Genomic DNA, 24049 nt, shown 5'->3' on the forward strand with positions numbered 1-24049 from the left:
GTCGTCATGCAATTGCCCAGGGATGTGCTAGCATCGCAAAATGGCCGAACCGGACGAAGACGCTGACGTCCGGGGGGACGATCTGAAGGGCCATCGCGGCCGCCTGCGCAAACGCCTGTTCGAAGGCGGCAGCGACGCGTTGCTCGACCATGAACTCATCGAGTACCTACTCGCAATCGCCATTCCCCGCGGCGATACCAAGGCGCTCGCCAAGGCCCTGATGCGTGAGTTCGGCGGGATTGGCGGGGTGCTTACCGCGGATGCCGAGGCGCTCGGCCGGGTGAAGGGCATGGGCGAAATCTCTACCGCGGCGATCAAGATCGCGCACGCCGCCGCGATCCGCCTGCTGCAATCGCACGTCAGCGACCGTCCGGTGCTCGCCAACTGGCAGGCGCTGCTCGATTATCTCCGTGCCGACATGGCGCACCACGCGATCGAACGCTTCCGCGTGCTGCACCTCAACACCAAGAACATGCTGATTCGCGACGAGGTGATGAGCAAGGGCTCGATCGACCAGGCCGCAGTGTACGTCCGCGAAGTCATCCGCCGCGCGATCGACCTCGGCTCCGCGTCGATCATCCTCGTCCACAACCATCCGAGCGGCGACCCCTCCCCCAGCCGCGCGGACATCGACATCACGCGGACGATCGCGGAGGCAGGCAAGCGGCTCGGCATCACCGTCCACGACCATATCGTGATGGGTACCGGCGGCCATGTCAGCCTGCGCGCACAGGGGTTGATCTGACGCAATCAGATAAAGGAGAAACATCCGAAACTCCTCGTGCCTTTTCAGTCGTATCTTCGTTGTCAGGGCGAAGGAATTGCATGTGGATAACAAGTTGCACGACGAAGCCTCGGAGGTAACCGCCGAGCACGGTCAGGTCATGGTCGACGGGCCGGACGGGGTCGCGGTATCATTGACTCCCGACGCCGCGGCCGAAACCTCGGATCGGCTGCTGAACGCTGCTGTCGAGGCGCAGGGGCAGATCCTGGCGGAGACCCGCATTGCGAAAGATCGGGTGCGCAAGGCCGACTGATCTACCGCAAGTCGCAGGTCTCCGATCTATAGTAGCGATCGTCGCCACTATCGACCTGAGACGCGATGCGCCAAATTCTATACATGAGTTCGAGCACCATAGCCGGCGACAAGGCCGATCTCGTGGGAATATTGCAACAGTCCCGGCACAATAATGCGCTGCATGACATCACCGGGCTGTTGTGGTCGGACGGCACGCATTTTCTTCAGGTGATCGAGGGACCGACCGCTTTCGTCGACGCGACGTTCGGCCGTATTACGCAGGACGATCGTCATTACGATCTATCGCTCCAGCACAATATCCCGATCCACGAACGGCAGTTCGGTGCCTGGACGATGGCGCACCGGCGCGCGGACGATCCTGTCGATGCGTATGATGCGCGTATGCGGCGCCTGCTCAACGGCGCGTCGCAGCGGGTGCGCGATCCGTTCCTCGCGCTGATGGCGACGGGTTCGCTGGACGGCTGACGTAACGAAGGCCGCCGGGCGCGAACCCGACGACCTCGATCCTCCGTGCGATGGCGCTTTACGGACGTGCCGTGGCCGTCAGCCCTGCGACAGGAAGCTGGTGACCTCGGTTTTGGTGAGCGACTTGCTCTTGTCGGTATCGGCCTGCGCGAAGGCGGCGGAGACCCATTTTTTGGTTTCGGGCGCGTCGGGCTTCGTCGACGGATCGGTCTTGCTCTTCAGCGCGACCATCCAGCCGCCGAATTCCGTCGCGCTGAGCTTGCCGTCGCCGTTCTTGTCGTAGGTCGGAAATTCGGTGTCGACGACCTGTGCCACCTGACTGCCCGTCGCCGGCTGTTCGCGAGCGGCGGACTGCATCGGCACCGCGTCGGTCGGCGTACCAGATGGGGCGACCTGCCCGACAGCAGGACCGCCCGGCGCCGAAGTCTGCGGGGATGTCGTGGTCGTCTGCGCCAATACGGGTGCAGCAACCAGTGCCGCGCCGGCCAGCATAGCATATATCAACATTGCGTCTCTCCGGTAGTGTTCTACGCGTCTACTAAGCGACGTTGCGACTATGCCTTAGATATACTCGGCATCGCGAACCGCTTACCCACTCTATACGCGCGACATCACCAGATTTATACCTTGCGACGGGTGTTTGAACCTTCTCCTGCGTCCTGCTACCGCGTTTCGCATGCAACCGCGGGCCGAACGGCACGCGTCGCGCCCTACCCTTCACGCTCCCGAGGAAACCCGATGGTCCCCCGCTATTCCCGCCCCGACATGGTCGCGATCTGGACGCCCGAAGCGCGCTTCAAGATCTGGTTCGAGATCGAGGCGCACGCCACCGACGCGCTCGCCGAACTCGGCGTAGTCCCCAAGGAAGCCGCCGCCGCGATCTGGGAAAAAGGCGCGTTCGAGGTCGACCGGATCGACGAGATCGAGCGCGAGACCAAGCACGACGTCATCGCCTTCCTGACCAACGTCGCCGAGCACGTCGGCCCCGAAGCGCGCTTCATGCACCAGGGGATGACCTCGTCCGACGTGCTCGACACGTGCCTGGCCGTGCAACTGGCGAAGGCGAGCGACATCCTGATCGCCGATCTCGATGCGCTGCTCGTGGTGCTCGAACGCCGTGCGCGCGAGCACAAGATGACGCCGACGATCGGTCGCAGCCACGGCATCCACGCCGAGCCGGTGACGTTCGGGCTGAAGCTCGCCCAGGCGCATGCCGAGTTCGCCCGCAACCGCGCGCGGCTGGTGGCGGCGCGCGAGGACGTCGCGACCTGTGCGATCTCGGGCGCCGTGGGGACGTTCGCGAACATCGATCCGTTCGTCGAGGAGTATGTCGCGGGCAAGCTCGGGCTGTCGGTCGAGCCCGTCTCGACGCAGGTCATCCCGCGCGATCGCCACGCGATGTTCTTCGCGACCTTGGGCGTGATCGCGAGCTCGATCGAGCGGCTCGCGACCGAAGTGCGGCATCTGCAGCGCACCGAAGTGCTCGAGGCGGAGGAGTTCTTCTCGCCGGGCCAGAAGGGCTCGTCGGCGATGCCGCACAAGCGCAATCCGGTGCTGACCGAGAACCTCACCGGCCTCGCGCGGATGGTCCGCGGGTATGTGACGCCGGCGATGGAGAACGTCGCGCTGTGGCATGAGCGCGATATCTCGCACTCGTCGGTCGAGCGCTACATCGGCCCCGACGCGACGATCACGCTCGACTTCGCGCTCGCGCGGCTGACCGGGGTGATGGACAAGCTGGTCGTGTACCCCGAGCGCATGTTGAAGAACCTCAACAAGATGGGTGGCCTCGTCCATTCGCAGCGCGTGCTGCTGGCGCTGACGCAGGCGGGGGTGAGCCGCGAGGACGCGTATCGGCTGGTGCAGCGCAACGCGATGAAAGTGTGGGATTCGGATGGCGCGTTGTCGCTGCTCGAACTGCTGAAGGCGGATCCGGAAGTGACGCTGAGCGATGCGGAGCTGGAGGACAAGTTCGACCTTGGCTATCATCTGAAGCACGTCGACACGATCTTCGCTCGCGTGTTCGGCGCGGCCTGACCTCGTCGAGTGAGATTCGCTCCCCCCTCCCTGAAAGGGAGGGGTTGGGGGTGGGTTGGCCAGTTCGAGCCACCTCCGTCTGGAATTTGCGGAAACCGACCCACCCCCTGCCCCTCCCTTTCAGGGAGGGGCAGGGGGTGGGTCGGGCAAATGTGTCGCCCAAGCCAACCCAAAGTGCACGCAACGCAATTGCGATTACGTGTTACAAAATTGCGACAGCACGCAACTATGCCCATATCCCGCTTGCCGGATATTGTTCCGGCATCGGAGACCTACCCATGCGCATGTTCGAAACCGTGACCAGCACCATGCTGGCGATCGCGGCTCAGGCGCTGGTGGTCGGGGTGGTCATCACCGCCTTTTGATCCATCGGCCCGCCCGCCCCCTTCCGAGGGGGCGCGGCTAGGCCGGGAGTTTCAAGCCCGTGAGTGACTATCGCTTGCGCGGGTAGCGCGCGGCAAATTCCTCATCGGACATCATCAAATATCGGATCATGTCGATTAAGGCCCAAGGTGCGCTGATGACCAGGCCGATCACGGTGATGCTCAGAACCAACATGATGATTCCGGAGCCCGTGCGACTGAGGTAGAAGCGGTGGATGCCGAGCGTGCCGATCACGAACGCCATGACCGCAGCGACGTACTTGTTGCGGTCGTTGGTCGGGACGGCGACGGCCGCGGGCGGCACCGCGCGGCGCGGGCCGGGTGTGGTCGGCATCGGAAAGACGCTGAGCGCACGGTCGTTGGCGGCTTCGAAATCGACTTCAAGGCCGATCGCCGGTTCGCCGCGATGCGCCCAGTCCTCGCGCGCGAACCGGTAACGTTGTCCGTCCTGTCCCGCGACGAGCCCTTCGCCCGTGCGGGGATCGACGCCTAAAACCTGTCCGCGCATATCATTCCTCGGTGTTCACGCCGCATTCTGGCGAATGATGCGGACGAGGCAAGTCCCAACTCGCGCGCCTTGCCGTCAGGCAGCGACCGCAGCGTCATACCAATGTCTGTCATCGTCGTTATCGGTATTCGTCAATCGCTTCTTCCGCGAGCGGATCGCGCGCTTGTGCTTTTGTGCAGCCGGGCGGCGCGTGAATACGCTGAGCCGGCGCGTCACGAAGCTCCGGACACGCAAGCTGGATGCTGCAGCAGCTACCGCCATTAGAATGTCGACATAGGCGGAAACCTCGAACGTCGTGATCCAGATCGCGACGTCGGGGGCGGCCAGCGTGAGCAGCCTGATACCGTCGCCTTCGCCGACGAGCGTGACCATCGCGGTCGTCAGCATCAGCAGGACCATGACCGCTGCATCGCCCCGCGTGAACCGTGCCAACCGCGCCGCAGGGTTGTCGATCAGCACTCGGCGCAGTGCCTTGTCGATCGGCGTCTGGGGGGCGGTGGCCATGACCAGCCAACAGGTGATCGCGGTGAAAAGACACGCCAGCATTGCGCCCCCCTTTAGTTCTGTATGGTAGCTCGGTTCATTCCCCGGCGAACACGCCCTTCAGCTTGGCGAAGAAGCCCTGGCTCGCCGGGCACTCATCGCCCGTCTCCGTCTCGCGGAACATCTCGAGCAATTCCTTCTGGCGGTTGCTGAGACGCGTGGGGGTTTCGACGTCGATCTGGACGACGAGGTCGCCGTGGCCGCGGCCTTGCAGGACGGGCATGCCAGCGCCGCGCTGGCGGAGCTGTTTGCCCGACTGGATGCCGGCGGGGATCTTCACCTCGTGCGTGCGGCCGTCGAGGCCGGGGATCGACAGCGAACCACCCAGCGACGCGACCGTGAAGCTGATCGGTGCGCGCGCGAACAAGGTCGTGCCTTCGCGTTCGAACAGATTGTGCTTGGTCACGTGGAGGAAGATGTAGAGGTCGCCCGACGGCGCGCCGCGGGCACCCGCCTCGCCTTCGCCCGACATGCGGATGCGCGTGCCCTCGTCGACACCGGGGGGGACGTTGATCGAGAGCGTCTTGGTCTTCTCGACACGGCCTTCGCCGCGGCAATCCGGGCACGGGTCGGCGATGACCTCGCCCGCGCCGTTGCAGACCGGGCAAGCGCGCTCGACCACGAAGAAGCCCTGCTGCGCGCGGACTTTACCGTGACCGCCGCAATGCTGGCAGGTCTTCGCGCGGGTACCGGCCTTCGCGCCCGAGCCGTCGCAGGTGTCGCAGAGCGCGGAGACGTCGATCGTGATCTCGGTCGTCTTGCCGTGGAACGCTTCCTCCAGGCTGACCTCCATGTCGTAGCGCAGGTCCGCGCCGCGTCGTGCCGCCGAGCGACCGCCACCGCGCTGCGCGCCACCCATGAACTCGCCGAAGACGCTTTCGAAGATATCGCTGAAGCCGCCGAAATCCTGCGCACCGCCACCGTGACCGCCACCGCCGCCGTTCTGGAACGCGGCATGGCCGAAGCGATCATAGGCCGCGCGCTTCTGCGGGTCCTTGAGGCATTCGTAGGCCTCGCTGACCGCCTTGAACTGCGCTTCGGAATCCTTGCAGCCCGAATTCTTGTCCGGGTGATATTTCATCGCGAGCTTGCGGTAGGACGACTTGATCGTCCCCGCATCCGCGGTCCGCTCGCATTCGAGCAGTTCGTAATAATCTGTCTGGGTACTCATAGCGGCCCTCTTAGCCCTCTCCCCTCCGGGGAGAGGGTTGGGTGAGGGGCAGTTCCGGGCGGCAACGCTCGTGGCTGCCCCTCACCCCGGCCCTCTCCCCAGAGGGGAGAGGGAGTTTCGGTTACGCCTTCGGGTTGTCGTCGACTTCCGAGAACTCGGCGTCGACGACGTCGTCGTCCTTCTTCGCCGCACCGCCATCAGCCGAAGGCGACGCGTCCGCCTGGGCCTGCTTCTCGTAGATCGCCTGGCCGAGCTTCATCGCGACCTGGGCGAGCGCGGTGCTCTTCTCGGTCATCGCGTCCGCATCGCCGCTCTCGACCGCAGCCTTGGTCGCGTCGATCGCGGCCTGGATCTCGGTCTTGAGTGACTCGTCGACCTTGTCGCCGTTATCCGCCAGCTGACGCTCGGTGGTGTGGACCAGCGACTCGGCGTTGTTCTTCGCCTCGGCGCCCGCACGACGCTTCTTGTCTTCCTCGGCGAAGGTCTCGGCGTCGCGGACCATCTGGTCGATGTCGTTGTCCGAAAGGCCACCCGACGCCTGGATGCGGATCTGCTGCTCCTTGCCGGTGCCCTTGTCCTTGGCCGAAACGCTGACCAGACCGTTCGCATCGATGTCGAACGTGACTTCGATCTGCGGTACGCCGCGCGGTGCCGGCGGGATGCCGACCAGATCGAAATTGCCGAGCATCTTGTTGTCGGCCGCCATCTCGCGCTCGCCCTGGAACACGCGGATCGTCACCGCGCCCTGGTTGTCGTCGGCGGTCGAGTAGGTCTGCGACTTCTTGGTTGGAATCGTCGTGTTGCGATCGATCATGCGGGTGAACACGCCACCCAGCGTCTCGATGCCCAGCGACAGCGGCGTCACGTCGAGCAGCAGCACGTCCTTGACGTCGCCCTGCAGCACGCCGGCCTGGATCGCGGCGCCCATCGCGACGACCTCGTCCGGGTTGACGCCGGTGTGCGGCTCCTTGCCGAAGAACTGCTTCACGACTTCACGCACGCGCGGCATGCGAGTCATGCCGCCGACCAGCACGACTTCCGAGATGTCCTCGGGCTTCAGGCCGCCGTCTGCGAGCGCCTTGCGGCAAGGCTCGAGCGTACGCTTGACCAGATCCTCGACCATCCGCTCCAGATCGGCGCGGGTGATCGACTTCACCAGATGCTTCGGGCCGTTCTGGTCCGCGGTGATGAAGGGCAGGTTGACCTCGGTCGACTGCGCCGACGACAGCTCGATCTTCGCCTTCTCGGCCGCTTCCTTCAGACGCTGCAGCGCCAGCTTGTCCTTGGCGAGGTCGATGCCCTCGGCCTTCTTGAACTCGTCGGCGAGGTACTGGACGATCTTGTTGTCGAAATCCTCACCACCGAGGAAGGTGTCGCCGTTGGTAGCCTTTACCTCGAACACGCCGTCGCCGATTTCCAGCACCGAGATGTCGAACGTGCCGCCGCCGAGATCGTAGACCGCGATGGTCTTGCCGTCCTGCTTGTCGAGGCCGTAGGCCAGCGCAGCCGCGGTCGGCTCGTTGATGATGCGCAGCACTTCGAGGCCGGCGATCTGGCCGGCATCCTTGGTCGCCTGGCGCTGTGCGTCGTTGAAGTACGCGGGAACGGTGATGACCGCCTGCGCGACCGTCTCGCCGAGATACGACTCCGCGGTTTCCTTCATCTTCTGCAGCGTGAACGCCGAGATCTGCGACGGCGAGTAATCCTTGCCACCCGCCGAAACCCATGCGTCGCCGTTCGGCCCACGCGAGATCTTGTACGGGACCAGCTCGGTGTCCTTCTTGGTGATCGGATCGTCGAAACGACGGCCGATCAGGCGCTTCACCGCGAAGATGGTGTTGTCGCCGTTCGTCACTGCCTGGCGCTTGGCCGGCTGGCCGACCAGTCGCTCGCCGTCCTTGGCGAATGCGACGATCGACGGCGTGGTGCGCGCGCCCTCGGAATTCTCGATGACCTTGGGCTTGCCGCCTTCCATCACGGAAACGCAGCTGTTGGTCGTGCCGAGATCGATACCGATTACTTTAGCCATGAGTTCTGATTAGCCCCTCACTTGAAACGAAAATACGAAACCGGTTCCACCCCGTTACGGCAGTGGAACCTTTCTGATGATGGGCGCGATATAGGTGGCCTCGCGCTTGCCGCAAGATTGTACCCGTCATAGGATGCGCAAGAGGCAGGGCCCGGGGAAAAGTAACCTATGCGTATCGTTTTCGGACTGGGTGTTGCCGCGATGGCACTGGCGTCGTGCTCGCCGCCCAAGGAACTGTCCGTCGACGGGGCGTGGGTGCGGCTCGGCGCGGTGACCGGACGGCCGGCGGCGGCGTATTTCACGGTGCATGGTGGGCCTACGCCGGCAACGCTGATCTCGGCCACTACCGACGTCGCGATCCGGTCGGAAATGCACGAGACCATGGACAAGGGCGGCATGTCGACAATGACGCCGCTGACTCGCGTGGAGATTCCGGCGAACACGGATGTGGCGTTCGCGCCGGGTGGGCGGCACGTGATGCTGTTCGACATGAACTCCGGGATCAAGCCCGCCGATCGCGTGACGCTCACGTTCGCGTTTGCCGATGGAACGCGGATCATCAACAACGCGACCGTGGTCGCGGCGGGAACCTCGGTAGGGAAGTGACCGGAGCAGGCTCAAAGCGCACGCTGACCGAGGGAGAGACGGCGCTCGCGGCATCGGTGTTCGGGGGCGCGATCGATTACTCTTCGGTGAGTCTGGCCCGCAGCAAATGGGCGTTCTTCCAGCCGCGCGATACGGTGATGGCGCCACGGGGGTGTATCCACTTCCACCCCAAGGGCGACCTCTGGTGCGACGACTTCGCGCACGCGAACCTGACGTTGCAGGGACTGTTCGTCCACGAGATGACGCACATCTGGCAGCATCAGCGCGGCGTGTTCCTGCCCTTGGCGCGGCATCCCTGGTGCCGGTACGACTATGCGTTCCGGCCTGGGGTGGCGCTGCACCGCTACGGCATCGAGCAACAGGGCGAGATCGTGCGGCACGCCTTCCTGCTGCGTGCAGGCGCGAAGGTCGCGGGGGCACCGCCGCTCGCGCAGTATGAGACGGTGCTGCCGTTTACACCGTTAGTGTCGGCCTGACGTCAGCCACCCCGTCCCCCCACCGTCATCCCAGCGAAAGCAGGGATCTCAAGCGGCAAGGGCGCGCGCTATTACGGGGACATCCCAGCTTTCGCTGGGATGACGGACGCTTGTTACAGCCAGTTACGACCATCCGGCCCGGCACACCCGTAAGGCGGCAACTGGCCCGGGAACCGCGCCTGCATCTTGTGGCAGCCCCAGGCGCGCATCGGCCCCGGTGCATAGCCGTTCAGCGCGATGCCGACCTCGTCATACGGGCTCGAGCCGCGCGCAACGTACATGTACCAGCGACCGCCGAACATCACCGCCGCCGCGATGAGCACGACGCAAACGACCTGGACGATTTTCTGCATTGGGGACCCCTTTTGTAAATAAGGGCGCCCCGTTGCAGACAACATGGATCAATTTCAACCACCGATCTGGTAGATCGACACCCACCCGATCGCCAGAAATCCGCCGTTTACAGCGCGTCGAAATCGATAGGTCGTGTTCTATCAAGCGCTTGCGGCGCCTCGGGCATCGGATATTTCAACCCGGTCGCGCAGTTGAAAAGAACGACCTTGTCGTCCTCGTCGACCAACCCGGTATTCAGCGCCTGATGATAGGCGGCCAACGTCGCGCCACCCTCGGGGCATAGCAGCAACCCGTCCTGCCTCGCGGCCACATCGACCGCCTTCAGGATCGCCGGATCGCCGACCGCGAGCGCCTGTCCACCGCTCTCACGTACTGCGCGGAGGATCAGGAAGTCACCGACCGCCTTCGGCACGCGAATGCCGGCCGCAACGGTGCTCGCATCCTCCCAACGCTCGGCATGTTCCTCGCCGGCCTCGAACGCGCGGACGATCGGCGCGCAACCGCTCGCCTGCACCGCGAACATCTTCGGGCGCTCAGAGCCGATCCAGCCGAGCTTCTCGAGTTCGTCGAACGCCTTCCACATCCCGATCAGCCCGGTGCCGCCGCCGGTCGGGTAGAAGATCGCGTCCGGCAGCTTCCAGCCGAACTGTGCGGCGAGTTCGAGCCCCATCGTCTTCTTGCCCTCGATCCGATACGGCTCCTTGAGCGTAGAGAAATCGAACCAGCGGCCCTCAGCGGCGCCCTTGCCGACGATCGCGCCACAATCGTCGATCAGGCCGTTGACCCGCCAGACGCGCGCGCCCTGCATCGCGATCTCGCGGACGTTGATCTCGGGCGTATCGTCGGGACAGAACACGATCGTCTCGATCCCGCAGCGCGTCGCGTAGGCCGCCAGCGCCGCGCCCGCATTGCCGTTGGTCGGCATCGCGATCTTCGTGACGCCGAGTTCCTTGGCCATCGCGACGGCCATGACGAGCCCGCGCGCTTTAAAAGAACCGGTCGGAAGGCGACCTTCGTCCTTCACGAGCACGTTGGGACCGCCGGACTTGGTCAGCGGCACCAGCGGCGTCTCGATTTCGCCGAGGCTGACGATGTTGGACGTGTCACGCACGGGAAGCAGTTCGCGCCACCGCCACAGGTCGGTCGGCCGCGCCTCGATCGTATCGCGCGAAATCGTCGATCGCACTGCGTCGAGGTCGTAGCGGACAAGCAACGGTCGTCCGGCGCGCGACAGCCCATGAAGCTGGTCCGCCTCATACCGCTCGCCGGTGATCGAGCATTCGAGATGCGTGACGAAGGTCTGGCGATCGGTGGTGAGGTTCTGGTTCATGAACTGACTTTCAAATCCTCCCCTGCAAGGGGAGGGGACCAGCGCAGCTGGTGGAGGGGGCGTGCCGCGTTCGTAACCCTCGACGTAAGCCCCCGGCCGCAGATGGTACGCGGGAGGTGAGCCCCCTCCACCACCACGCAAGCGCGTGGCGGTCCCCCTCCCCGTCCCGGGGAGGATTCAGCCAGCCTTGGCGACGCCGACCATCGCGGGACGCAGCAGGCGGTCCTTGATCATGTAGCCCGCCTGCATTTCCTGGACGATGGTCCCGGCAGGCTGGTCGCTCGGGACCTCCAGCATCGCCTGGTGCTTGTTCGGATCGAGCATCTGGCCTTCGGCGGCGATCTTGGTGATGCCGTGGCGCTGGAACACGCTCTCCAGCTCGCGACCGGTCGCCTCCAGCCCGGTGACGAGGCCCTTCATCTTATCATCCGCACGTAGGTCAGCAGGGATCGCCGACAGTCCGCGCGAGAGATTGTCGGCAACCGACAGCACGTCGCGCGCGAACGCGGTGGCGGCATAGGCGCGGGCATCCTGTGCTTCCTTCTCGGCGCGGCGGCGGACGTTCTGGATCTCGGCCTGTGCGTAGAGGACGTTCTGCTTGGCCTCGGCGAGCTGGTTCTCGAGCTCGGCGACGCGGTCGTTCACGGCCACCTCAGGCGCGTCTTCGGCGGTCTCTTCGCGCAGGTCTGCAGGCGTGTTCTGATCGATGTCGGACATGGTTTTCCCTATAAATTGGGCCGGCTCAACCCATCAACCGGGCGAGCGTGGCAGCCGTGAAATCCACCATGGGCACGACGCGCGCATAGTTCAACCGCGTCGGCCCAATCACGCCGACCACGCCGACCACCCGACCGTCCAACCCGCGGAATGGTCGCGCAATCACCGAAGACCCTGACAACGCAAACAATTTGGTCTCCGCGCCGATGAAAATCCGCGTCGAATCGCCAGCCCGCGCGCTGTCCAGAAGCGACGCGACTTCCTGCTTTCCCTCGAGATCGTCGAGCAGGTCGCGGACCCGGTCGAGATCGGCGGCGGCGGCCGCGTCGATCAGCCGACCCTGCCCGCGCACGATCAGCACCGGGCGCCGATCGGCATCCTCGCTCCACACCGCGATGCCCGCCTCCACCAACGCGCGCGCCGCGCCATCGAGCGCCGCCTGACCGTCCGCCAGCTCGCGCTCGATCCGGGTCCGCGCATCGGCCAGCGTCAGGCCGCCGAGCGTCGCCGACATGTAGTTGCCTGCCTCGACCAGCGCGGACGGCGACATGCCCTTGGGCAGCGCGATCACGCGATTCTCGACCGAGCCGTCCTCGCTGACCAGCACCGCCAGCGCCTGTTCGGGCGACAGCGCGACGAACGCGATCTGGCGCAGTTTCAGTTCGCGCTTGGGCACCATCACCAGCCCGGCGCACGCCGAGAGCCCCGACAGCGCGAGCGTCGTCGCGGCGAGCGCCTCCTCGACCGGGCCACCGACGCCGGCGCGCGCCTCGATCGTCTGGCGTTCCTCGAACGACGGTTCCATCGCCTGCATCATGCCATCGACGAACAGCCGCAGGCCGCGATCGGTCGGCATGCGGCCGGCGCTGGTATGCGGGCTGGCGAGCAGGCCGAGGCCTTCGAGTTCGCCCATGACGCCACGAATCGAGGCGGGCGAGAGGCTGAGGCCGGCGAGTTGCGCGATCGTCTTCGACCCGACAGGCGTGCCGCTGGCGAGATAGCTGTCGACCACCGCACGAAAAATGTCGCGCGCGCGATCGGTCAGTTCGGTGACGGGGGGCGTGGCCATCGCTTTGATCTAGGGCGGATCGACGGACGGACAAAGGGGGGAATGTACCCTATCCACCCGTCATCCTGACGAAAGTCAGGACCCAAGGTAGCTGAGCGGTGCCCTGCGTGGCTCTGGGTCCTGACTTTCGTCAGGATGACGGAGGTCTCGTCAGGATGACGGCGCTTTCGTCAGGATGACGGCGGTGGTTGGGCTGGCGAGCGACCAAACGAAAGGCTAGGCAGCGGGCAACCACTCACTCCCGTTAGGATAAGACTATGCGCCCATCCGGCCGCGCCCCAGACCAGATGCGTGCGATCACGATCGAGCCGCGCTTCACCAAGCATGCCGAGGGCTCCGTCCTGATCGGCTTCGGCGACACGAAAGTGCTCGTCACCGCCAGCGTCGAGGAGAAGGTGCCGCCGTTCATGCGCGGCAAGGGCGAAGGCTGGGTGACCGCCGAATACGGCATGCTCCCGCGCGCCACCAACACGCGCAACAACCGCGAGGCCGCCAAGGGCAAGCAGTCGGGCCGCACGCAGGAAATCCAGCGGTTGATCGGCCGTAGCCTTCGCGCGGTCGTCGACCTCAAGCTGCTTGGCGAGCGCCAGATCGTGATCGATTGCGACGTGATCCAGGCGGATGGCGGCACGCGCACCGCATCGATCTCGGGCGGCTGGGTCGCACTGCGGCTCGCAATCGACGGCTTGCTCGCGAGCGGAAAGCTGACCGCCGACCCGCTGACGCAGAAGGTCGCGGCGATCAGCTGCGGCATCTACCAGGGCAATCCGGTGCTCGACCTCGACTATATCGAGGATTCGGGCGCGGACGCGGATGCGAACTTCGTGCTGCTCGAAAACGGCAACATCGCCGAGGCGCAGGCGACCGCCGAGGGCGCGACGTACGACGAAGAGGCGCTGCTTCGCCTGCTGCGTCTCGCGCGGATCGGCTGCACCGACATCTTCGCGGCGCAGGCGAAAGCGGCTGCCAAGTGAGCGGCGAGGGCAAGGAACCGCAGGCGATCCGCAAGCTCGCCCCCGGCAAGCTGGTCATCGCCAGCCACAACAAGGGCAAGGTCCGCGAGATCGCCGCGTTGCTCGAAGGGCGTGGGCTGGAAGTCGTTTCCGCCGCCGAACTCGACCTGCCCGAGCCTATCGAGACGGGCACGACCTTCTTCGCGAACGCCGAGCTGAAGGCGCGCTCGGCTGCCGACCTGTCGGGCTATCCCGCCCTCGCGGACGATAGCGGGCTGTGCGTCGACGCGCTGAACGGCGATCCGGGCGTCTACACCGCCGACTGGGCGGAAACGCCGACCGGTCGCGACTGGATGATGGCGATGCAGAAGGTCGAGGACGCGGTGGTCGCCAAGGGTCCGGATGCGACGCGCGGCGCGCATTTCGTCAGCGTGCTCGCGCTGGCGTGGCCCGACGGTCATGTCGAATGGTTCGAAGGGCGTGCGGAGGGGACGCTCGTCTGGCCGCCGCGTGGGGATGTCGGGTTCGGCTATGACCCCGTGTTCGTGCCGCTGGGCTACGACCAGACCTATGCCGAACTGCCGCACGAGACGAAGAACGCGATCAGCCACCGGAACGAGGCGTTCAAGCTGCTCGAAGCCGCGGTGTTCTGATTTGCCCCGAGGGCAGAACGATTGATCCTCCCCCGCCAGGGGGAGGTGGCACCGTAGGTGACGGAGGGGGAGGACACGAAGCAGGCGTTTCCCTGTCCTCCCCCTCCGTCTGGCAAGGGCCAGCCACCTCCCCTGGCGGGGGGAGGATCACAAATTTCTGGCCACTTCAGACGGCGATCAGTTGCCTCTCCGGCCACGTCACCGTAGGCAGCGCCTCAAACGCCGGTTTCGCCAGCAGATACCCCTGGATGTACCGCACGCCGAGACCACGCAGCGCCTCGAACTCGCCAAGCGTCTCTACCCCCTCGGCGATCACCGTGATCCCCAGTGCGGTGCACATGCGCAGCATCCCCTCGACGATCATCCGCCGCGGCAGGCTCGTGTCGATGTCGCGGATCAGCTCCATGTCGAGCTTGATGATGTCCGGCTGAAACCGCGCGAGCAGGTTCAATCCAGCATGCCCTGCACCGAAATCGTCGAGCGCGGTGCCGAAACCCATCTTCTGATACGTCGCGATGATGTTCGCGACATGCGCGGGATCCAGCATCTCCTCGTTCTCGGTAAACTCGAAGATCAGCCGATCGGTCGGCATCCCGACCGCGCCCGCCGTCTTCAGCGTCAATTGGATGCACGCTGCCGGCGAATAGACCGCGTTCGGGAGGAAGTTGATCGACAGTCGCGCGGGCGTATCGAGCAGCCCGGCCTTCACCGACGCCTCGATCGCGCGCACCCGGCATTGCTGATCGAACGCGTAGAGGTTCGCCGCATCGACCTGCCCCAGCACGCTGGCCGCCGACTGGCCTTCGGGACCGCGCACCAGTGCTTCGTAGGCGAAGACGGTCTCGGTCTCGACATCGACGATCGGCTGGAACGCCATCGAGAAGGCGAACGACAGGCCAGCGCCGTCTCGGCATCCGACACAGCCAGTGGGCCGAGAGCCATCGGGTTTGGATACTGGTATCATTCAACCAGATTAAGCGACGACCGCTTAAGAAAGTGCCACCACTCTGGGTCTAACCGCTTATCCCAGATCAATAAGCGCGCTCGCCGAAGACGTTGCCGGGGGGCGAATAGCGGCACACGAGATAGTCATCGATCTTGTTGCTCGCCATCGCGCAGCCGACCTGGGTCGAGCCGCGCCAGACGATCTGCGTGTAGTGGGCGACGTCCTCGAACTTGCCGGTTCGGCTGAACCCGGGGGTCGGCTGGTTGATGAAATCGCGCTTCTCGGCGACCCAGTGGCCCATCATCTCGGTATACGCATAGGCATAGCGCGTGCCGGTCCACAGGTTCTCGCCTTCGCGCGACATGCCCTGCGGTTGCGGGGCGTGCGCGAATTTGCCGGTCCGCGCGAGTTCCTCGGCATAGGCGCGTGCGGTGGTCGCCAGCGTATCGCTCCAGGTGAGCGGTGCCACGCCGACGGCGGCGCGCGCGGCGTTGTGGCCGTCCATCATCGCGGTCTTGAGCAGGCTCGCACCGCGCGGTGCCGGCGCCATGGTATCGCGACGCTCGACGACTCGCTCGGGGCCCTGGGCGCAGCCTGCCAGCAAAAGCGCCCCGGCGATCGCCAAACCCATCCGTGCCGTCATTGCGCTTCCTTCGGCCGCCCCGTGCGACCATATGCGCGAGATAATGCCCGTCTTCGAAACACCAAGCCCTTCGTCTGATCTCGCGCTTTACGTCCACTGGCCGTTCTGCGTGTCGAAATGCCCGTATTGCGACTTCAACAGCCACGTTCGCGAGGAGGTGGACCAAGCGGCTTGGCGGGATGCGCTGCTCACCGACCTCGCGCATGAGGCGGGCGTGTTGCCGGGACGGAAGTTGCAGTCGATCTTCTTCGGCGGTGGCACGCCGTCGCTGATGCCGCCGTCGACCGTCGCGGCGGTTCTCAATGCAGCGGAGAAGGCGTGGGGGTTTGCCGAGGGGATCGAGATCACGCTCGAGGCTAATCCGTCTTCGGTGGAGGCGGCGCGGTTTGCCGATCTGGCGCGTGCTGGGGTGAACCGGGTGTCGCTGGGGCTGCAATCGCTCGACGATCAGGCGCTGAAATTTTTGGGGCGTGCGCATGACGTAAACGAGGGGCAAGCCGCGCTGGCGACTGCGCAGAGCGTGTTTCCGCGCGTGAGTTTCGACCTGATCTATGCGCTTCCCGGCCAACGGCTCGACGATTGGCGCGCAGAACTGGCGCGCGCGTTGAGCCTTGGGACGGAACATCTCTCGCTGTACCAGTTGACGATCGAAGCCGGCACACGGTTCGCGACCGAGGCGCTGGCGGGGCGGATCGTGATCCCGGATGGCGATTCGGCGGCCGACCTGTTCGAGGCGACGCGTGCGGATACCGCCGCGGCGGGGTTGCCCGCGTACGAGACGTCGAACCATGCGCGGCCGGGGTCGGAAAGCCGACACAACCTCGCTTACTGGCGGTACCAGGATTACGCAGGGATCGGGCCGGGCGCGCATGGACGGCGCGGCGGGCTGGCGACGGTGCGGCGGAAAAAGCCGGAGAACTGGCTGGCGGCGATCGAGCGCAATGGCCACGGGATGGAGGTCGAGGATCCGCTTTCGCCGTCGACGCGGGCGACCGAGGCTTTGCTGATGGGGTTGCGGTTGGCCGAAGGGGTCGATCTGGACCGGATCACAGCGCTGAACGCGGGCGTGGTGCCGGTCGATCTGGCGGCGGTGGCGCGGTTGGAGGCGCTCGGGCTGATCGTGCACTCGCCGGGCCGGTTGCGGGTTACCGAGGCGGGGGCGTTGCTACTCGATGCTATCCTGCCTGAGATCGTGACGGCGTAACCTATCCAGGATCATCCCCCTCCCTCGAAGGGAGAGGTTAGGGGTGGGTAGGCCAGTTGGTTACCAGCGCACCCGCCCGATACCGAGCCACCCCCTCCCTTCCAGGGAGGGGCGAAGAGCTTACTTCCCGAACCCGGCCGGTGCTGGCGAGACCACTGTCGTCGTGCCGCCGCGGATCTCCTTAACCTCTAGCGCGCGCTCGGCGACATTGTCGCGGCCGAAGCGGAACGCGCCGTCGATGCCGGCGAACCCGTCGCCGTCGCGCAGGCGGTTCACGGGGAACGGCGTGCCGGGCTTCCAGTCGCGCGCGATGCGGACCGTCAGCAGGACCGAGTCGTAGCCGAGGCTCGACAAGCGGTATGGCCCTGCCCCGAACCGCGCGCGATATTTTGCGGCGTATTGGCGGTACAGCGTGTCCGAAACGCTGGCGTACCACGCGCCCGACAGCGCAGGCTTCGCGGCGATCCCCGCGTCCGAGTTCCAGAGTTCGGTGCCGAGGATGCGCGTCGACGCGCCGCTGCCGCGCTTCACCATTGCAGTCGCCGAGGCTGCGGTGGCGCCCCCATCGGCGATCAGAACCGCATCATAAGGCGCCTTTGCCGCCAGCCGCGTGACCGCGCCGGAAATGCCGCCGGGGCCCCGCGCGTAGGTCTGGAGCGAGACAACCTGACCGCCCGCGCCCTCGACCGCGCGGAGGAACGCGGTGGACGCACGCTCGCCATACAGCCCGTTGGGGACGAGGCCGGCGAAGTTGCTGACACCGCGCTCCTTGGCGAAGTCCACGACGCGCGCGATCGACTGGGTTGGGACATAGCCCATGAGGTACGCGCCGTTGCCCGCCACGCCGAGATCGTTGGAGAAGCTCAGCACCGGAATGTTCGCGGCGCGCGCGATCGGCGCGACCGCGCGGACGTCGTCGGCGAGCAGCGGTCCGAGGATCAGCTGCGCGCCCTCGGCGATCGCGCGCTGCGCGGCGGCGGCGGCTCCGGTCGCGGTGTCGTAGTTGGTGATCCGGACGCGCTGGTTCTGCGTGTCGAGCAAGGCCAGCATCGTCGCGTTGGCGATCGAGGTGCCGACCCCCGCGTTGCTGCCCGACAACGGCACGAGCAGCGCGACGCGGTTGCGCTCGGCATCGCGCGGGATGCCCGTCTCGACGCCGATCTCGGGGCGATCGACGGGGCGCGTGGTCGGGCGCTGCTGCGACGGCTCGACCGGACCGCGCGGGACTATCGTCTGACAGGCGCCAAGCAAGCACGCGGCACCGAGTGCCACCCACCGGCCGAATGCGCGTTGCCGTATCGTCGTCGCGTCTGCCATGACCGTCCCCATGAACCCTGAAACTCTTCTCGATCCCGGCCTCTACATCGTCGCGACCCCGATCGGCAATCTTGGCGATCTGTCGCCGCGCGCCGCCGACATCCTCCGCCGCGCCGACGTGATCGCGGTCGAGGACAGCCGCGTGACCGCCGGTTTGCTCCGCCACATCGGCACGAAGACGCCGATGGTGCCGTATCATGACCACAGCGCGGAAGGCGTGCGGCCGGCGCTGATCGCGCGGATGGCGACGCAGGCGGTGGCGCTGGTGTCGGATGCGGGGACGCCGTTGATCTCGGACCCCGGTTTCAAGCTGGTGCGTGATGCGCGGGCGGCGGGGCATCTGGTGGTGACGATTCCGGGGCCGTGCGCGGCGGTGGCAGCGCTGACGCTGGCGGGGTTGCCGACCGATCGGTTCCTGTTCGTGGGCTTCCTGCCGTCGAAGATGCACGCGCGGGCGGAGGCGATCGCGGAGGTTGCGACGATCCGCGCGACGCTGGTGATGTATGAATCGGGGCCGCGACTGGGCGCATGTCTTGCCGCGCTGGCCGAGGGACTCGGCGACCGCGAGGCGGCGGTGACGCGCGAGATCAGCAAGAAGTTCGAGGAGGCGGTGACGGGGACACTCTCGACGCTCGCCGCGCGCTACGCGGATGCGCCGCCGCGGGGGGAGATCGTGATCGTCGTCGCACCGCCGGGCGAGGCGCCGCCGGCGAGTGCGGAGGACGGTGACGCGGCGCTGATCGAAGCGTTGACGCGATTGTCGACCGGGCAGGCCGCGAGTGAAGTAGCGAAGAAGCTCGGGCTGGACCGCAAGGCGTTGTATGCGCGGGCGCTGGAATTGAAGCCCAAGCCCTGATCTCCCCTCCCGCTTGCGGGAGGGGTCGGGGGAGGGCATGCCATGGACGTGCCGCCCTTCCCCTCCCCTAGCCCCTCCCGCAAGCGGAAGGGGACGCACGACCGAAAGGCTGCGGAGGCGACCGGCCGTCGCGGTGAGCGGCTGGCGGGGTGGTGGCTGCGCCTCAAGGGCTGGAGCATTCTCGATCGCAGAGTCCGCACGCCCGCTGGCGAGGTCGACCTCGTCGCGCGAAAGGGCAACCTCGTCGCATTCGTCGAGGTAAAAACCCGCGCGACCGCCGCCGAACTCGACTTCGCGATCGACGAGCGTCGCCTCGTCCGCGTCGCCGCCGCGGCTGAATATCTGATGCCGCGCTATGCCGGACCCGGCGACGATATCCGCGTCGACGTCATCCTGCTCGCCCCAGGTACGCGGCCCCGCCATATCGAGAATGCCTGGATCGGGTGACTTCGCGCCCGCCCGCGCCTACATGCGCTCGACCGAACAGAAGGAAGACGCATGAGCCTCACCGTCGCCGTCCAGATGGACCCGCTCGACAGCATCAACATCGCCGGCGATTCGACCTTCGCGCTGATGCTCTCCGCGCAGGAGCGCGGGCATAAGCTGTTCCACTACTCGGCCGAGGATCTGAACTACCGCGACGGCCACGTCTGGGCGAAGGCGCATCCGGTCACGGTCCAGCGCGTCGTCGGCGATCATTTCTCGGCAGGCGAGCCGGTAAACCTCGACCTCGGCGACCAGGCGGACGTCGTGCTGATGCGCCAGGATCCGCCGTTCGATCTCGGCTATATCACCGCGACGCACCTGCTCGAGCGGATCGCCGACAAGACGCTGGTCGTGAACGATCCCGCGCAGGTGCGGAACGCCCCCGAGAAGGTCTTCGTCCTCGACTATCCGCAGTTCATGCCGCCGACGCTGGTCACGCGCTCGCTCGACGAGGCGCGGAAGTTCTTGGCCGAGCATGGCGCGATCGTGGTCAAGCCGCTGCACGGCAATGGCGGCAAGGCGATCTTCAAGGTCGAGTCGGACGGCGCGAACCTGTCGGCGCTGATGGAGGTCTTCAACATGACGTGGCGCGAGCCGCACATGGTGCAGGCGTTCCTCCCCGACGTGGCGAAGGGCGACAAGCGGATCGTGCTGATCGACGGAGAGGTCGCGGGGGCGATCAACCGGCTGCCGGGCGAAGGCGAGATCCGTTCGAACCTCGCGGTCGGCGGCTCGGCGGAGAAGTCGGTGCTGACCGACAAGGAGCGCGAGATCTGCGCGGTGCTCGGGCCGGAGCTGAAGAAGCGCGGGCTGCTGTTCGTCGGGATCGACGTGATCGGCGGGACGTGGCTGACCGAGATCAACGTGACCTCGCCGACCGGGATCGTGGCGATCTCGAACTTTGATGGGACGGACGTGGCCGGCATGATCTGGGATGCGATCGAGGCGAAGGTCGCGGCGCGGTAATTTCAGCGCGCGTTGGAGCTGGTACGCGCAATCTTCAGAAGGCCACCACCCGGGCGAAGGCCGGGGCCCAGTTGGCGAGGTTGCAGTAACGGAGCGTTGCCCTTCGTTATCGACGTCTCCCAACTGGGCCCCGCCTCCGCCGGGGTGGTGACATCGTTCGGTCGGGGGTGTCCCGCTCATAGCGGCACCTCGCGGAACCCATCGGGCATCCCGGCAGTATCTCATACCCATGACCGAATTCATCCTCGATCTCATCGCCTGGGGCGGATATTTCGGTATCTTCCTGTTGATGGCGCTCGAGAATATCGTCCCCCCCGTGCCGTCCGAAGTCATCATGGGGCTCGGCGGCATGGCGGTCGCGCGCGGCGACATGAGTGTCGTGCCGCTGATCGCCTGGGGCACCGCGGGCTCGGTCGTCGGCAACTACTTCTGGTATTATATCGGCCGCAACATCGGCTACGAGCGCTTCCGTCCGTTCATCGAGCGCAACGGGCGCTGGCTGACGATGGAATGGTCCGACGTCGAGAAGATCCACCGCTTCTTCACGAAGCGCGGCGGCTGGGTGATCTTCGTGTTCCGGTTCATGCCGACCTTCCGCACCGTCATCTCGCTGCCAGCGGGGATGACTTGCATGCCGATCTGGCAGTTCGTGATCTGGACGGCTGCCGGCAGCGCGATCTGGAACACCGTGCTAGCCTATGCCGGCATCCTGCTGGGCTCGCATTTCGAGGAACTCGATCGCTATGTCGGGCCGGTCGCGGTGGCGACGTTCGCGGTCATCATCATTGGCTATGTCTGGCGGGTCGTCACCTGGAAGCCCAAAGCCTAGCCCCGCCTCTCTCACGCACGGGGATGCGCGTTACGGTACACGTCCATCAGATGAGCGGCATCGACCTGCGTATAGACCTGAGTCGAACTGAGACTGGCGTGACCGAGCAACTCCTGGAGCGCACGTAGGTCCGCCCCCCGCCCCAGCAGGTGGGTGGCGAAGCTGTGGCGCAGCGCATGCGGCGTCGTGCGCTCGCCCAGTCCAAGCCGCGCGCGCGCGGACTGCACCGCACGCCGGATCATCACCGGCGACAGCGGACCACCCTTCGCGCCGCGAAACAACGGCGTATCGCGCTCGATCGGCCATGGCGTCTGCGCGGCATAATCTTCAATCGCATCGCGTACCTGCGGGAGGAGTGGCACGACTCGCGTCTTGGCCCGCTTGCCGAGCACGCGAACCGTATCGCCCAGCGGTAGCACCGCTCCCGGCAATGCGAGGGCCTCGCCGATACGCAGCCCCGCGCCGTACAACAGCATTAGCACCGCCCAGTCGCGCGCGCCGATCCACGGCTCGGCAGCGTCGTCCGACACCTCCTCCGCGAGCGCGACGGCCTCGGCGGGCGAGATCGGTCGTGGCACGCCTCGCTTCACCCGAGGCCCGCGCAATCGTGGTTGCTCGGCGTCCGCGTTGGCCCAGGCGAGGAAGCCCCGAACAGCAGACAGTTCGCGCGCCGCCGATGCATTACCAAGTCCTTGCCCGCGACGGTGCGCGAGATATCCCCGCAGATCGGCCCCAGTCACCTGAGCAAACGCCGGACGATCGACACGCGTGCCCCAATGGCCATGCAGGAACGCGGTCAGCCGCTCGGCGACCGCCTTGTAAGCACGAACCGTGTGAATCGACCGACGCCGATCACGCTGCAGATGCTCCGCCCAGAGCATCGACGCAGGTAGGTTCCCGGCTGCCATGTCTTCATCGATATGCATATGTGGACAGTAACGCCCCGAACAGGCAAAGAAAAATTAACCCCGCCGCTATATTCGAGTCACATGCCGCCTGTCGATCTCTTCGCAGACAACTTCTCCGACGAAGCACGGCGTGTGGCAGCGCTTCATGCGCTGGCGTTGCTCGACAGCGAACCCGAGCGTGAATTCGACGCTTTGGTCGCTCTAGCTGCAGAAATGCTCGGCTGTCCTAACGCTATGTTAACCTTCGTCGACAGCGAGCGACTGTGGATCAAGGCCGCAAGTGACGGCGAACGCGGCGAAATCTCCCGAGATGTCGGCATGTGCAACCATACGATCCGCGGCAACGGACCGATGGTCGTCGAGGATCTCACGAAGGATTTTCGATTCTCGAACAACCCCCTCACAGAGTCGCCCGACGGCATACGGTTCTACGCCGGTGCACCCGTGCATGCGAAGGACGCGAATGGCGATCATCATGCGATCGGTTCGATCTGCGTCGTCGACTCGGTTCCGCGGTCGTTGAACGATGCCGGCCGCAACGCTCTGACTCATCTCGCCACGCTTGCCGAAGCAATGATCGCAGCGCGGTCGGCCGCACGCCAAGCGATCGCCATCGCCACGACCGCCGATCGCCAGGCGGCTGCGCTTGCCCGCCAGGACCGCGTCTTCCGGCAGGCCGAGCGCATGGCGGCGATAGGGTCGTGGCGCGTGTCGCTCGCCGACGAGAAGCTGCAATGGTCGGACGGCGTCTATCATATCCATGGACTGCCGCTCGGCGCCCTGCCCGACATGCCGGTCGCGATGGAATTCTATCCGCCGCATGCACGCGATGAAATCAATGCATCGTTGCAGAAGACTATTGAGACGGGGACACCTTTCGACATCGAAGTCGACTTCAAGACGGCGCAGGGCGAGCAGCGCCGGGTGCGGGTGCTCGGCGAATGCGAGACTGTCGATGACCGGACCGTCGCGCTGGTCGGGGTCTTCCAGGACGTCACCGAACGCCATGCCCTCGAAGTCAACCTGCGCCGGTCCGCGAATACCGACTCGCTGACCGGGATCGCCAACCGAGCCGCCTTCGATCGCGCGTTGGATGCGGCGATGACGCGGTCTCATGCCGACGGATCGCCGTTGTTGCTCGCGCTGCTCGATCTGGATGGCTTCAAGGCGATCAACGACACGCTTGGGCACACGGCGGGCGACGACGTGTTGCGCGGCGTCGGTCGTATCCTCAAATCCCCGTGGCTAAAGAACAGCTTCGCCGCGCGCGTCGGTGGCGACGAGTTCGCGATCCTGATCGACGATCCCGGCATGGCCGCCAACCCCGGCCATATCCGCTCGCGCCTGGAAGAAGCGTTGCGCTTCCCGATCGCGCTAAACGGCCTCGCGATGGTCAGCGCCGGCACGGTCGGCATTACCGCACTCGATCGCGACTGCCATTCGGTCCGCGACTTCATCCACCGCGCCGACACGATCCTGTACCAGGCGAAGCGTGCGCGCGTCGGTGAACGCCGGCGGCCAAACCGCGACGCCGCGTAACGCCGCACCACCCGGCTCGACG

At 65.8% G+C, this 24049-nt stretch carries 28 protein-coding genes; 15 read left to right on the forward strand and 13 right to left on the reverse strand.

From position 1 onward, the window contains the following. The first annotated feature begins 40 nt into the window (after window positions 1-40). From radC to AC1MH0_RS07085, 3 genes are all read left to right on the forward strand, one after another. Window positions 41-745 carry a RadC family protein gene (gene radC, locus AC1MH0_RS07075; protein ID WP_056065124.1) on the forward strand — a complete coding sequence of 235 codons (705 nt, stop codon included), beginning with the start codon at window positions 41-43 and terminating at the stop codon, window positions 743-745. An 82-nt stretch (window positions 746-827) separates the two neighbouring features. After that, window positions 828-1037 carry a hypothetical protein gene (locus AC1MH0_RS07080; protein WP_244186988.1) on the forward strand — a complete coding sequence of 70 codons (210 nt, stop codon included), beginning with the start codon at window positions 828-830 and terminating at the stop codon, window positions 1035-1037. 65 nt (window positions 1038-1102) lie between these two features. Continuing rightward, entirely contained in the window at window positions 1103-1504 is a 402-nt protein-coding gene (locus AC1MH0_RS07085; RefSeq protein WP_082453165.1) for a BLUF domain-containing protein, read from the forward strand. 78 nt (window positions 1505-1582) lie between these two features. Here AC1MH0_RS07085 and AC1MH0_RS07090 read toward each other — a convergent pair whose 3' ends face one another. Continuing rightward, window positions 1583-2011 carry an EF-hand domain-containing protein gene (locus AC1MH0_RS07090; RefSeq protein WP_480965297.1) on the reverse strand — a complete coding sequence of 143 codons (429 nt, stop codon included), beginning with the start codon at window positions 2009-2011 and terminating at the stop codon, window positions 1583-1585. Between the two features lie 231 nt (window positions 2012-2242). Between AC1MH0_RS07090 and purB the strand changes: the two genes are divergently transcribed. Both purB and AC1MH0_RS07100 read left to right on the forward strand, forming a co-directional pair. Continuing rightward, on the forward strand, window positions 2243-3541 hold the full coding sequence (gene purB, locus AC1MH0_RS07095) for an adenylosuccinate lyase (protein ID WP_107954426.1): 1299 nt from the start codon (window positions 2243-2245) through the stop codon (window positions 3539-3541). Between the two features lie 152 nt (window positions 3542-3693). After that, window positions 3694-3906: a hypothetical protein gene (locus AC1MH0_RS07100; RefSeq protein ID WP_480965298.1), complete on the forward strand. Its 213-nt coding sequence runs from the start codon at window positions 3694-3696 to the stop codon at window positions 3904-3906. A 67-nt stretch (window positions 3907-3973) separates the two neighbouring features. Here the strand turns inward: AC1MH0_RS07100 and AC1MH0_RS07105 are convergent, their stop codons facing one another. From AC1MH0_RS07105 to dnaK, 4 genes are all read right to left on the reverse strand, one after another. Beyond that, complete coding sequence (locus AC1MH0_RS07105) at window positions 3974-4432, reverse strand: TM2 domain-containing protein (RefSeq protein ID WP_480965299.1); 459 nt, start codon at window positions 4430-4432, stop codon at window positions 3974-3976. 75 nt (window positions 4433-4507) lie between these two features. Then, complete coding sequence (locus AC1MH0_RS07110) at window positions 4508-4978, reverse strand: hypothetical protein (protein WP_480965300.1); 471 nt, start codon at window positions 4976-4978, stop codon at window positions 4508-4510. Window positions 4979-5012: 34 nt separating this feature from the next. Continuing rightward, the gene (gene dnaJ / locus AC1MH0_RS07115; RefSeq protein ID WP_277984288.1) at window positions 5013-6146 is read right to left on the reverse strand and encodes a molecular chaperone DnaJ; all 1134 of its coding nucleotides are present in this window, start codon (window positions 6144-6146) and stop codon (window positions 5013-5015) included. 121 nt (window positions 6147-6267) lie between these two features. Next, window positions 6268-8175, reverse strand: coding sequence for a molecular chaperone DnaK (gene dnaK, locus AC1MH0_RS07120; protein WP_480965301.1), 1908 nt, complete (start codon window positions 8173-8175; stop codon window positions 6268-6270). A gap of 168 nt (window positions 8176-8343) precedes the next feature. On the opposite strand from dnaK, the gene AC1MH0_RS07125 reads away from it, so the two are divergent. Beyond that, complete coding sequence (locus AC1MH0_RS07125) at window positions 8344-8781, forward strand: copper chaperone PCu(A)C (protein ID WP_480965302.1); 438 nt, start codon at window positions 8344-8346, stop codon at window positions 8779-8781. Next, complete coding sequence (locus AC1MH0_RS07130; RefSeq protein ID WP_480965303.1) at window positions 8778-9257, forward strand: vgr related protein; 480 nt, start codon at window positions 8778-8780, stop codon at window positions 9255-9257. The genes AC1MH0_RS07125 and AC1MH0_RS07130 overlap by 4 nt, the downstream gene beginning before the upstream one ends. Window positions 9258-9370: 113 nt before the next feature. On the opposite strand, the gene AC1MH0_RS07135 is transcribed toward AC1MH0_RS07130, so the two are convergent. From AC1MH0_RS07135 to hrcA, 4 genes are all read right to left on the reverse strand, one after another. Then, window positions 9371-9610 carry a hypothetical protein gene (locus tag AC1MH0_RS07135; RefSeq protein WP_480965304.1) on the reverse strand — a complete coding sequence of 80 codons (240 nt, stop codon included), beginning with the start codon at window positions 9608-9610 and terminating at the stop codon, window positions 9371-9373. Window positions 9611-9717: 107 nt separating this feature from the next. Then, on the reverse strand, window positions 9718-10941 hold the full coding sequence (locus AC1MH0_RS07140; RefSeq protein ID WP_480965305.1) for a threonine synthase: 1224 nt from the start codon (window positions 10939-10941) through the stop codon (window positions 9718-9720). Window positions 10942-11118: 177 nt separating this feature from the next. Then, entirely contained in the window at window positions 11119-11658 is a 540-nt protein-coding gene (grpE, locus tag AC1MH0_RS07145) for a nucleotide exchange factor GrpE (protein ID WP_480965306.1), read from the reverse strand. Window positions 11659-11683: 25 nt separating this feature from the next. Further along, a complete protein-coding gene (gene hrcA, locus AC1MH0_RS07150; protein ID WP_480965307.1) occupies window positions 11684-12727 on the reverse strand; it encodes a heat-inducible transcriptional repressor HrcA in 1044 nt (347 codons plus the stop codon). A 257-nt stretch (window positions 12728-12984) separates the two neighbouring features. Here hrcA and rph point away from each other — a divergent pair, with 257 nt between their 5' ends. Next, on the forward strand, window positions 12985-13701 hold the full coding sequence (gene rph, locus AC1MH0_RS07155; RefSeq protein WP_480965308.1) for a ribonuclease PH: 717 nt from the start codon (window positions 12985-12987) through the stop codon (window positions 13699-13701). Beyond that, complete coding sequence (gene rdgB / locus AC1MH0_RS07160; protein WP_480965309.1) at window positions 13698-14333, forward strand: RdgB/HAM1 family non-canonical purine NTP pyrophosphatase; 636 nt, start codon at window positions 13698-13700, stop codon at window positions 14331-14333. Before rph ends, rdgB begins: the two co-directional genes overlap by 4 nt. A 166-nt stretch (window positions 14334-14499) precedes the next feature. Here the strand turns inward: rdgB and AC1MH0_RS07165 are convergent, their stop codons facing one another. Together AC1MH0_RS07165 and AC1MH0_RS07170 are read right to left on the reverse strand one after the other, a co-directional pair. Then, window positions 14500-15210 (reverse strand): EAL domain-containing protein, encoded by a 711-nt coding sequence (locus AC1MH0_RS07165; protein WP_480965310.1) that lies wholly within the window; start codon window positions 15208-15210, stop codon window positions 14500-14502. A gap of 154 nt (window positions 15211-15364) precedes the next feature. Further along, the gene (locus tag AC1MH0_RS07170) at window positions 15365-15922 is read right to left on the reverse strand and encodes a CAP domain-containing protein (protein WP_480965311.1); all 558 of its coding nucleotides are present in this window, start codon (window positions 15920-15922) and stop codon (window positions 15365-15367) included. Window positions 15923-15965: 43 nt separating this feature from the next. Here AC1MH0_RS07170 and hemW point away from each other — a divergent pair, with 43 nt between their 5' ends. Continuing rightward, entirely contained in the window at window positions 15966-17126 is a 1161-nt protein-coding gene (gene hemW / locus AC1MH0_RS07175; RefSeq protein ID WP_480965312.1) for a radical SAM family heme chaperone HemW, read from the forward strand. A 120-nt stretch (window positions 17127-17246) separates the two neighbouring features. Here the strand turns inward: hemW and AC1MH0_RS07180 are convergent, their stop codons facing one another. Then, a complete protein-coding gene (locus tag AC1MH0_RS07180; RefSeq protein ID WP_480965313.1) occupies window positions 17247-18443 on the reverse strand; it encodes a penicillin-binding protein activator in 1197 nt (398 codons plus the stop codon). 10 nt (window positions 18444-18453) lie between these two features. Here AC1MH0_RS07180 and rsmI point away from each other — a divergent pair, with 10 nt between their 5' ends. From rsmI to AC1MH0_RS07200, 4 genes are all read left to right on the forward strand, one after another. Continuing rightward, a complete protein-coding gene (gene rsmI, locus AC1MH0_RS07185; protein WP_353440841.1) occupies window positions 18454-19299 on the forward strand; it encodes a 16S rRNA (cytidine(1402)-2'-O)-methyltransferase in 846 nt (281 codons plus the stop codon). 42 nt (window positions 19300-19341) lie between these two features. Continuing rightward, window positions 19342-19746, forward strand: a complete 405-nt coding sequence (locus tag AC1MH0_RS07190; RefSeq protein ID WP_480965314.1) for a YraN family protein — start codon at window positions 19342-19344, stop codon at window positions 19744-19746. A 51-nt stretch (window positions 19747-19797) separates the two neighbouring features. Continuing rightward, on the forward strand, window positions 19798-20751 hold the full coding sequence (gene gshB / locus AC1MH0_RS07195; RefSeq protein WP_480965315.1) for a glutathione synthase: 954 nt from the start codon (window positions 19798-19800) through the stop codon (window positions 20749-20751). Window positions 20752-20980: 229 nt separating this feature from the next. Next, a complete protein-coding gene (locus tag AC1MH0_RS07200; RefSeq protein ID WP_480965316.1) occupies window positions 20981-21580 on the forward strand; it encodes a DedA family protein in 600 nt (199 codons plus the stop codon). An 11-nt stretch (window positions 21581-21591) separates the two neighbouring features. Here AC1MH0_RS07200 and AC1MH0_RS07205 read toward each other — a convergent pair whose 3' ends face one another. Next, on the reverse strand, window positions 21592-22488 hold the full coding sequence (locus AC1MH0_RS07205; protein ID WP_480965317.1) for a tyrosine recombinase XerC: 897 nt from the start codon (window positions 22486-22488) through the stop codon (window positions 21592-21594). Window positions 22489-22569: 81 nt separating this feature from the next. Here AC1MH0_RS07205 and AC1MH0_RS07210 point away from each other — a divergent pair, with 81 nt between their 5' ends. Continuing rightward, on the forward strand, window positions 22570-24027 hold the full coding sequence (locus tag AC1MH0_RS07210) for a sensor domain-containing diguanylate cyclase (RefSeq protein ID WP_480965318.1): 1458 nt from the start codon (window positions 22570-22572) through the stop codon (window positions 24025-24027). The last annotated feature ends 22 nt before the right edge of the window (window positions 24028-24049 follow it).

The sequence above is a fragment of the Sphingomonas sp. AP28 genome (assembly GCF_056680455.1).

Bases quoted from the DNA above. Each gene is read 5' to 3' on its own strand.
- AC1MH0_RS07200 (WP_480965316.1), top strand. From the start codon at position 20,981: ATGACCGAATTCATCCTCGATCTCATCGCCTGGGGCGGATATTTCGGT.
- AC1MH0_RS07135 (WP_480965304.1), bottom strand. From the start codon at position 9,610: ATGCAGAAAATCGTCCAGGTCGTTTGCGTCGTGCTCATCGCGGCGGCG.
- AC1MH0_RS07110 (WP_480965300.1), bottom strand. From the start codon at position 4,978: ATGCTGGCGTGTCTTTTCACCGCGATCACCTGTTGGCTGGTCATGGCC.
- AC1MH0_RS07205 (WP_480965317.1), bottom strand. From the start codon at position 22,488: ATGGCAGCCGGGAACCTACCTGCGTCGATGCTCTGGGCGGAGCATCTG.
- purB (WP_107954426.1), top strand. From the start codon at position 2,243: ATGGTCCCCCGCTATTCCCGCCCCGACATGGTCGCGATCTGGACGCCC.
- dnaK (WP_480965301.1), bottom strand. From the start codon at position 8,175: ATGGCTAAAGTAATCGGTATCGATCTCGGCACGACCAACAGCTGCGTT.
- hrcA (WP_480965307.1), bottom strand. From the start codon at position 12,727: ATGGCCACGCCCCCCGTCACCGAACTGACCGATCGCGCGCGCGACATT.
- AC1MH0_RS07105 (WP_480965299.1), bottom strand. From the start codon at position 4,432: ATGCGCGGACAGGTTTTAGGCGTCGATCCCCGCACGGGCGAAGGGCTC.
- dnaJ (WP_277984288.1), bottom strand. From the start codon at position 6,146: ATGAGTACCCAGACAGATTATTACGAACTGCTCGAATGCGAGCGGACC.
- AC1MH0_RS07170 (WP_480965311.1), bottom strand. From the start codon at position 15,922: ATGACGGCACGGATGGGTTTGGCGATCGCCGGGGCGCTTTTGCTGGCA.
- rph (WP_480965308.1), top strand. From the start codon at position 12,985: ATGCGCCCATCCGGCCGCGCCCCAGACCAGATGCGTGCGATCACGATC.
- hemW (WP_480965312.1), top strand. From the start codon at position 15,966: ATGCCCGTCTTCGAAACACCAAGCCCTTCGTCTGATCTCGCGCTTTAC.
- AC1MH0_RS07125 (WP_480965302.1), top strand. From the start codon at position 8,344: ATGCGTATCGTTTTCGGACTGGGTGTTGCCGCGATGGCACTGGCGTCG.
- rsmI (WP_353440841.1), top strand. From the start codon at position 18,454: ATGAACCCTGAAACTCTTCTCGATCCCGGCCTCTACATCGTCGCGACC.
- gshB (WP_480965315.1), top strand. From the start codon at position 19,798: ATGAGCCTCACCGTCGCCGTCCAGATGGACCCGCTCGACAGCATCAAC.
- AC1MH0_RS07190 (WP_480965314.1), top strand. From the start codon at position 19,342: ATGGACGTGCCGCCCTTCCCCTCCCCTAGCCCCTCCCGCAAGCGGAAG.
- AC1MH0_RS07180 (WP_480965313.1), bottom strand. From the start codon at position 18,443: ATGGCAGACGCGACGACGATACGGCAACGCGCATTCGGCCGGTGGGTG.
- AC1MH0_RS07165 (WP_480965310.1), bottom strand. From the start codon at position 15,210: ATGGCGTTCCAGCCGATCGTCGATGTCGAGACCGAGACCGTCTTCGCC.
- grpE (WP_480965306.1), bottom strand. From the start codon at position 11,658: ATGTCCGACATCGATCAGAACACGCCTGCAGACCTGCGCGAAGAGACC.
- AC1MH0_RS07085 (WP_082453165.1), top strand. From the start codon at position 1,103: ATGCGCCAAATTCTATACATGAGTTCGAGCACCATAGCCGGCGACAAG.
- AC1MH0_RS07140 (WP_480965305.1), bottom strand. From the start codon at position 10,941: ATGAACCAGAACCTCACCACCGATCGCCAGACCTTCGTCACGCATCTC.
- AC1MH0_RS07090 (WP_480965297.1), bottom strand. From the start codon at position 2,011: ATGTTGATATATGCTATGCTGGCCGGCGCGGCACTGGTTGCTGCACCC.
- AC1MH0_RS07210 (WP_480965318.1), top strand. From the start codon at position 22,570: ATGCCGCCTGTCGATCTCTTCGCAGACAACTTCTCCGACGAAGCACGG.
- radC (WP_056065124.1), top strand. From the start codon at position 41: ATGGCCGAACCGGACGAAGACGCTGACGTCCGGGGGGACGATCTGAAG.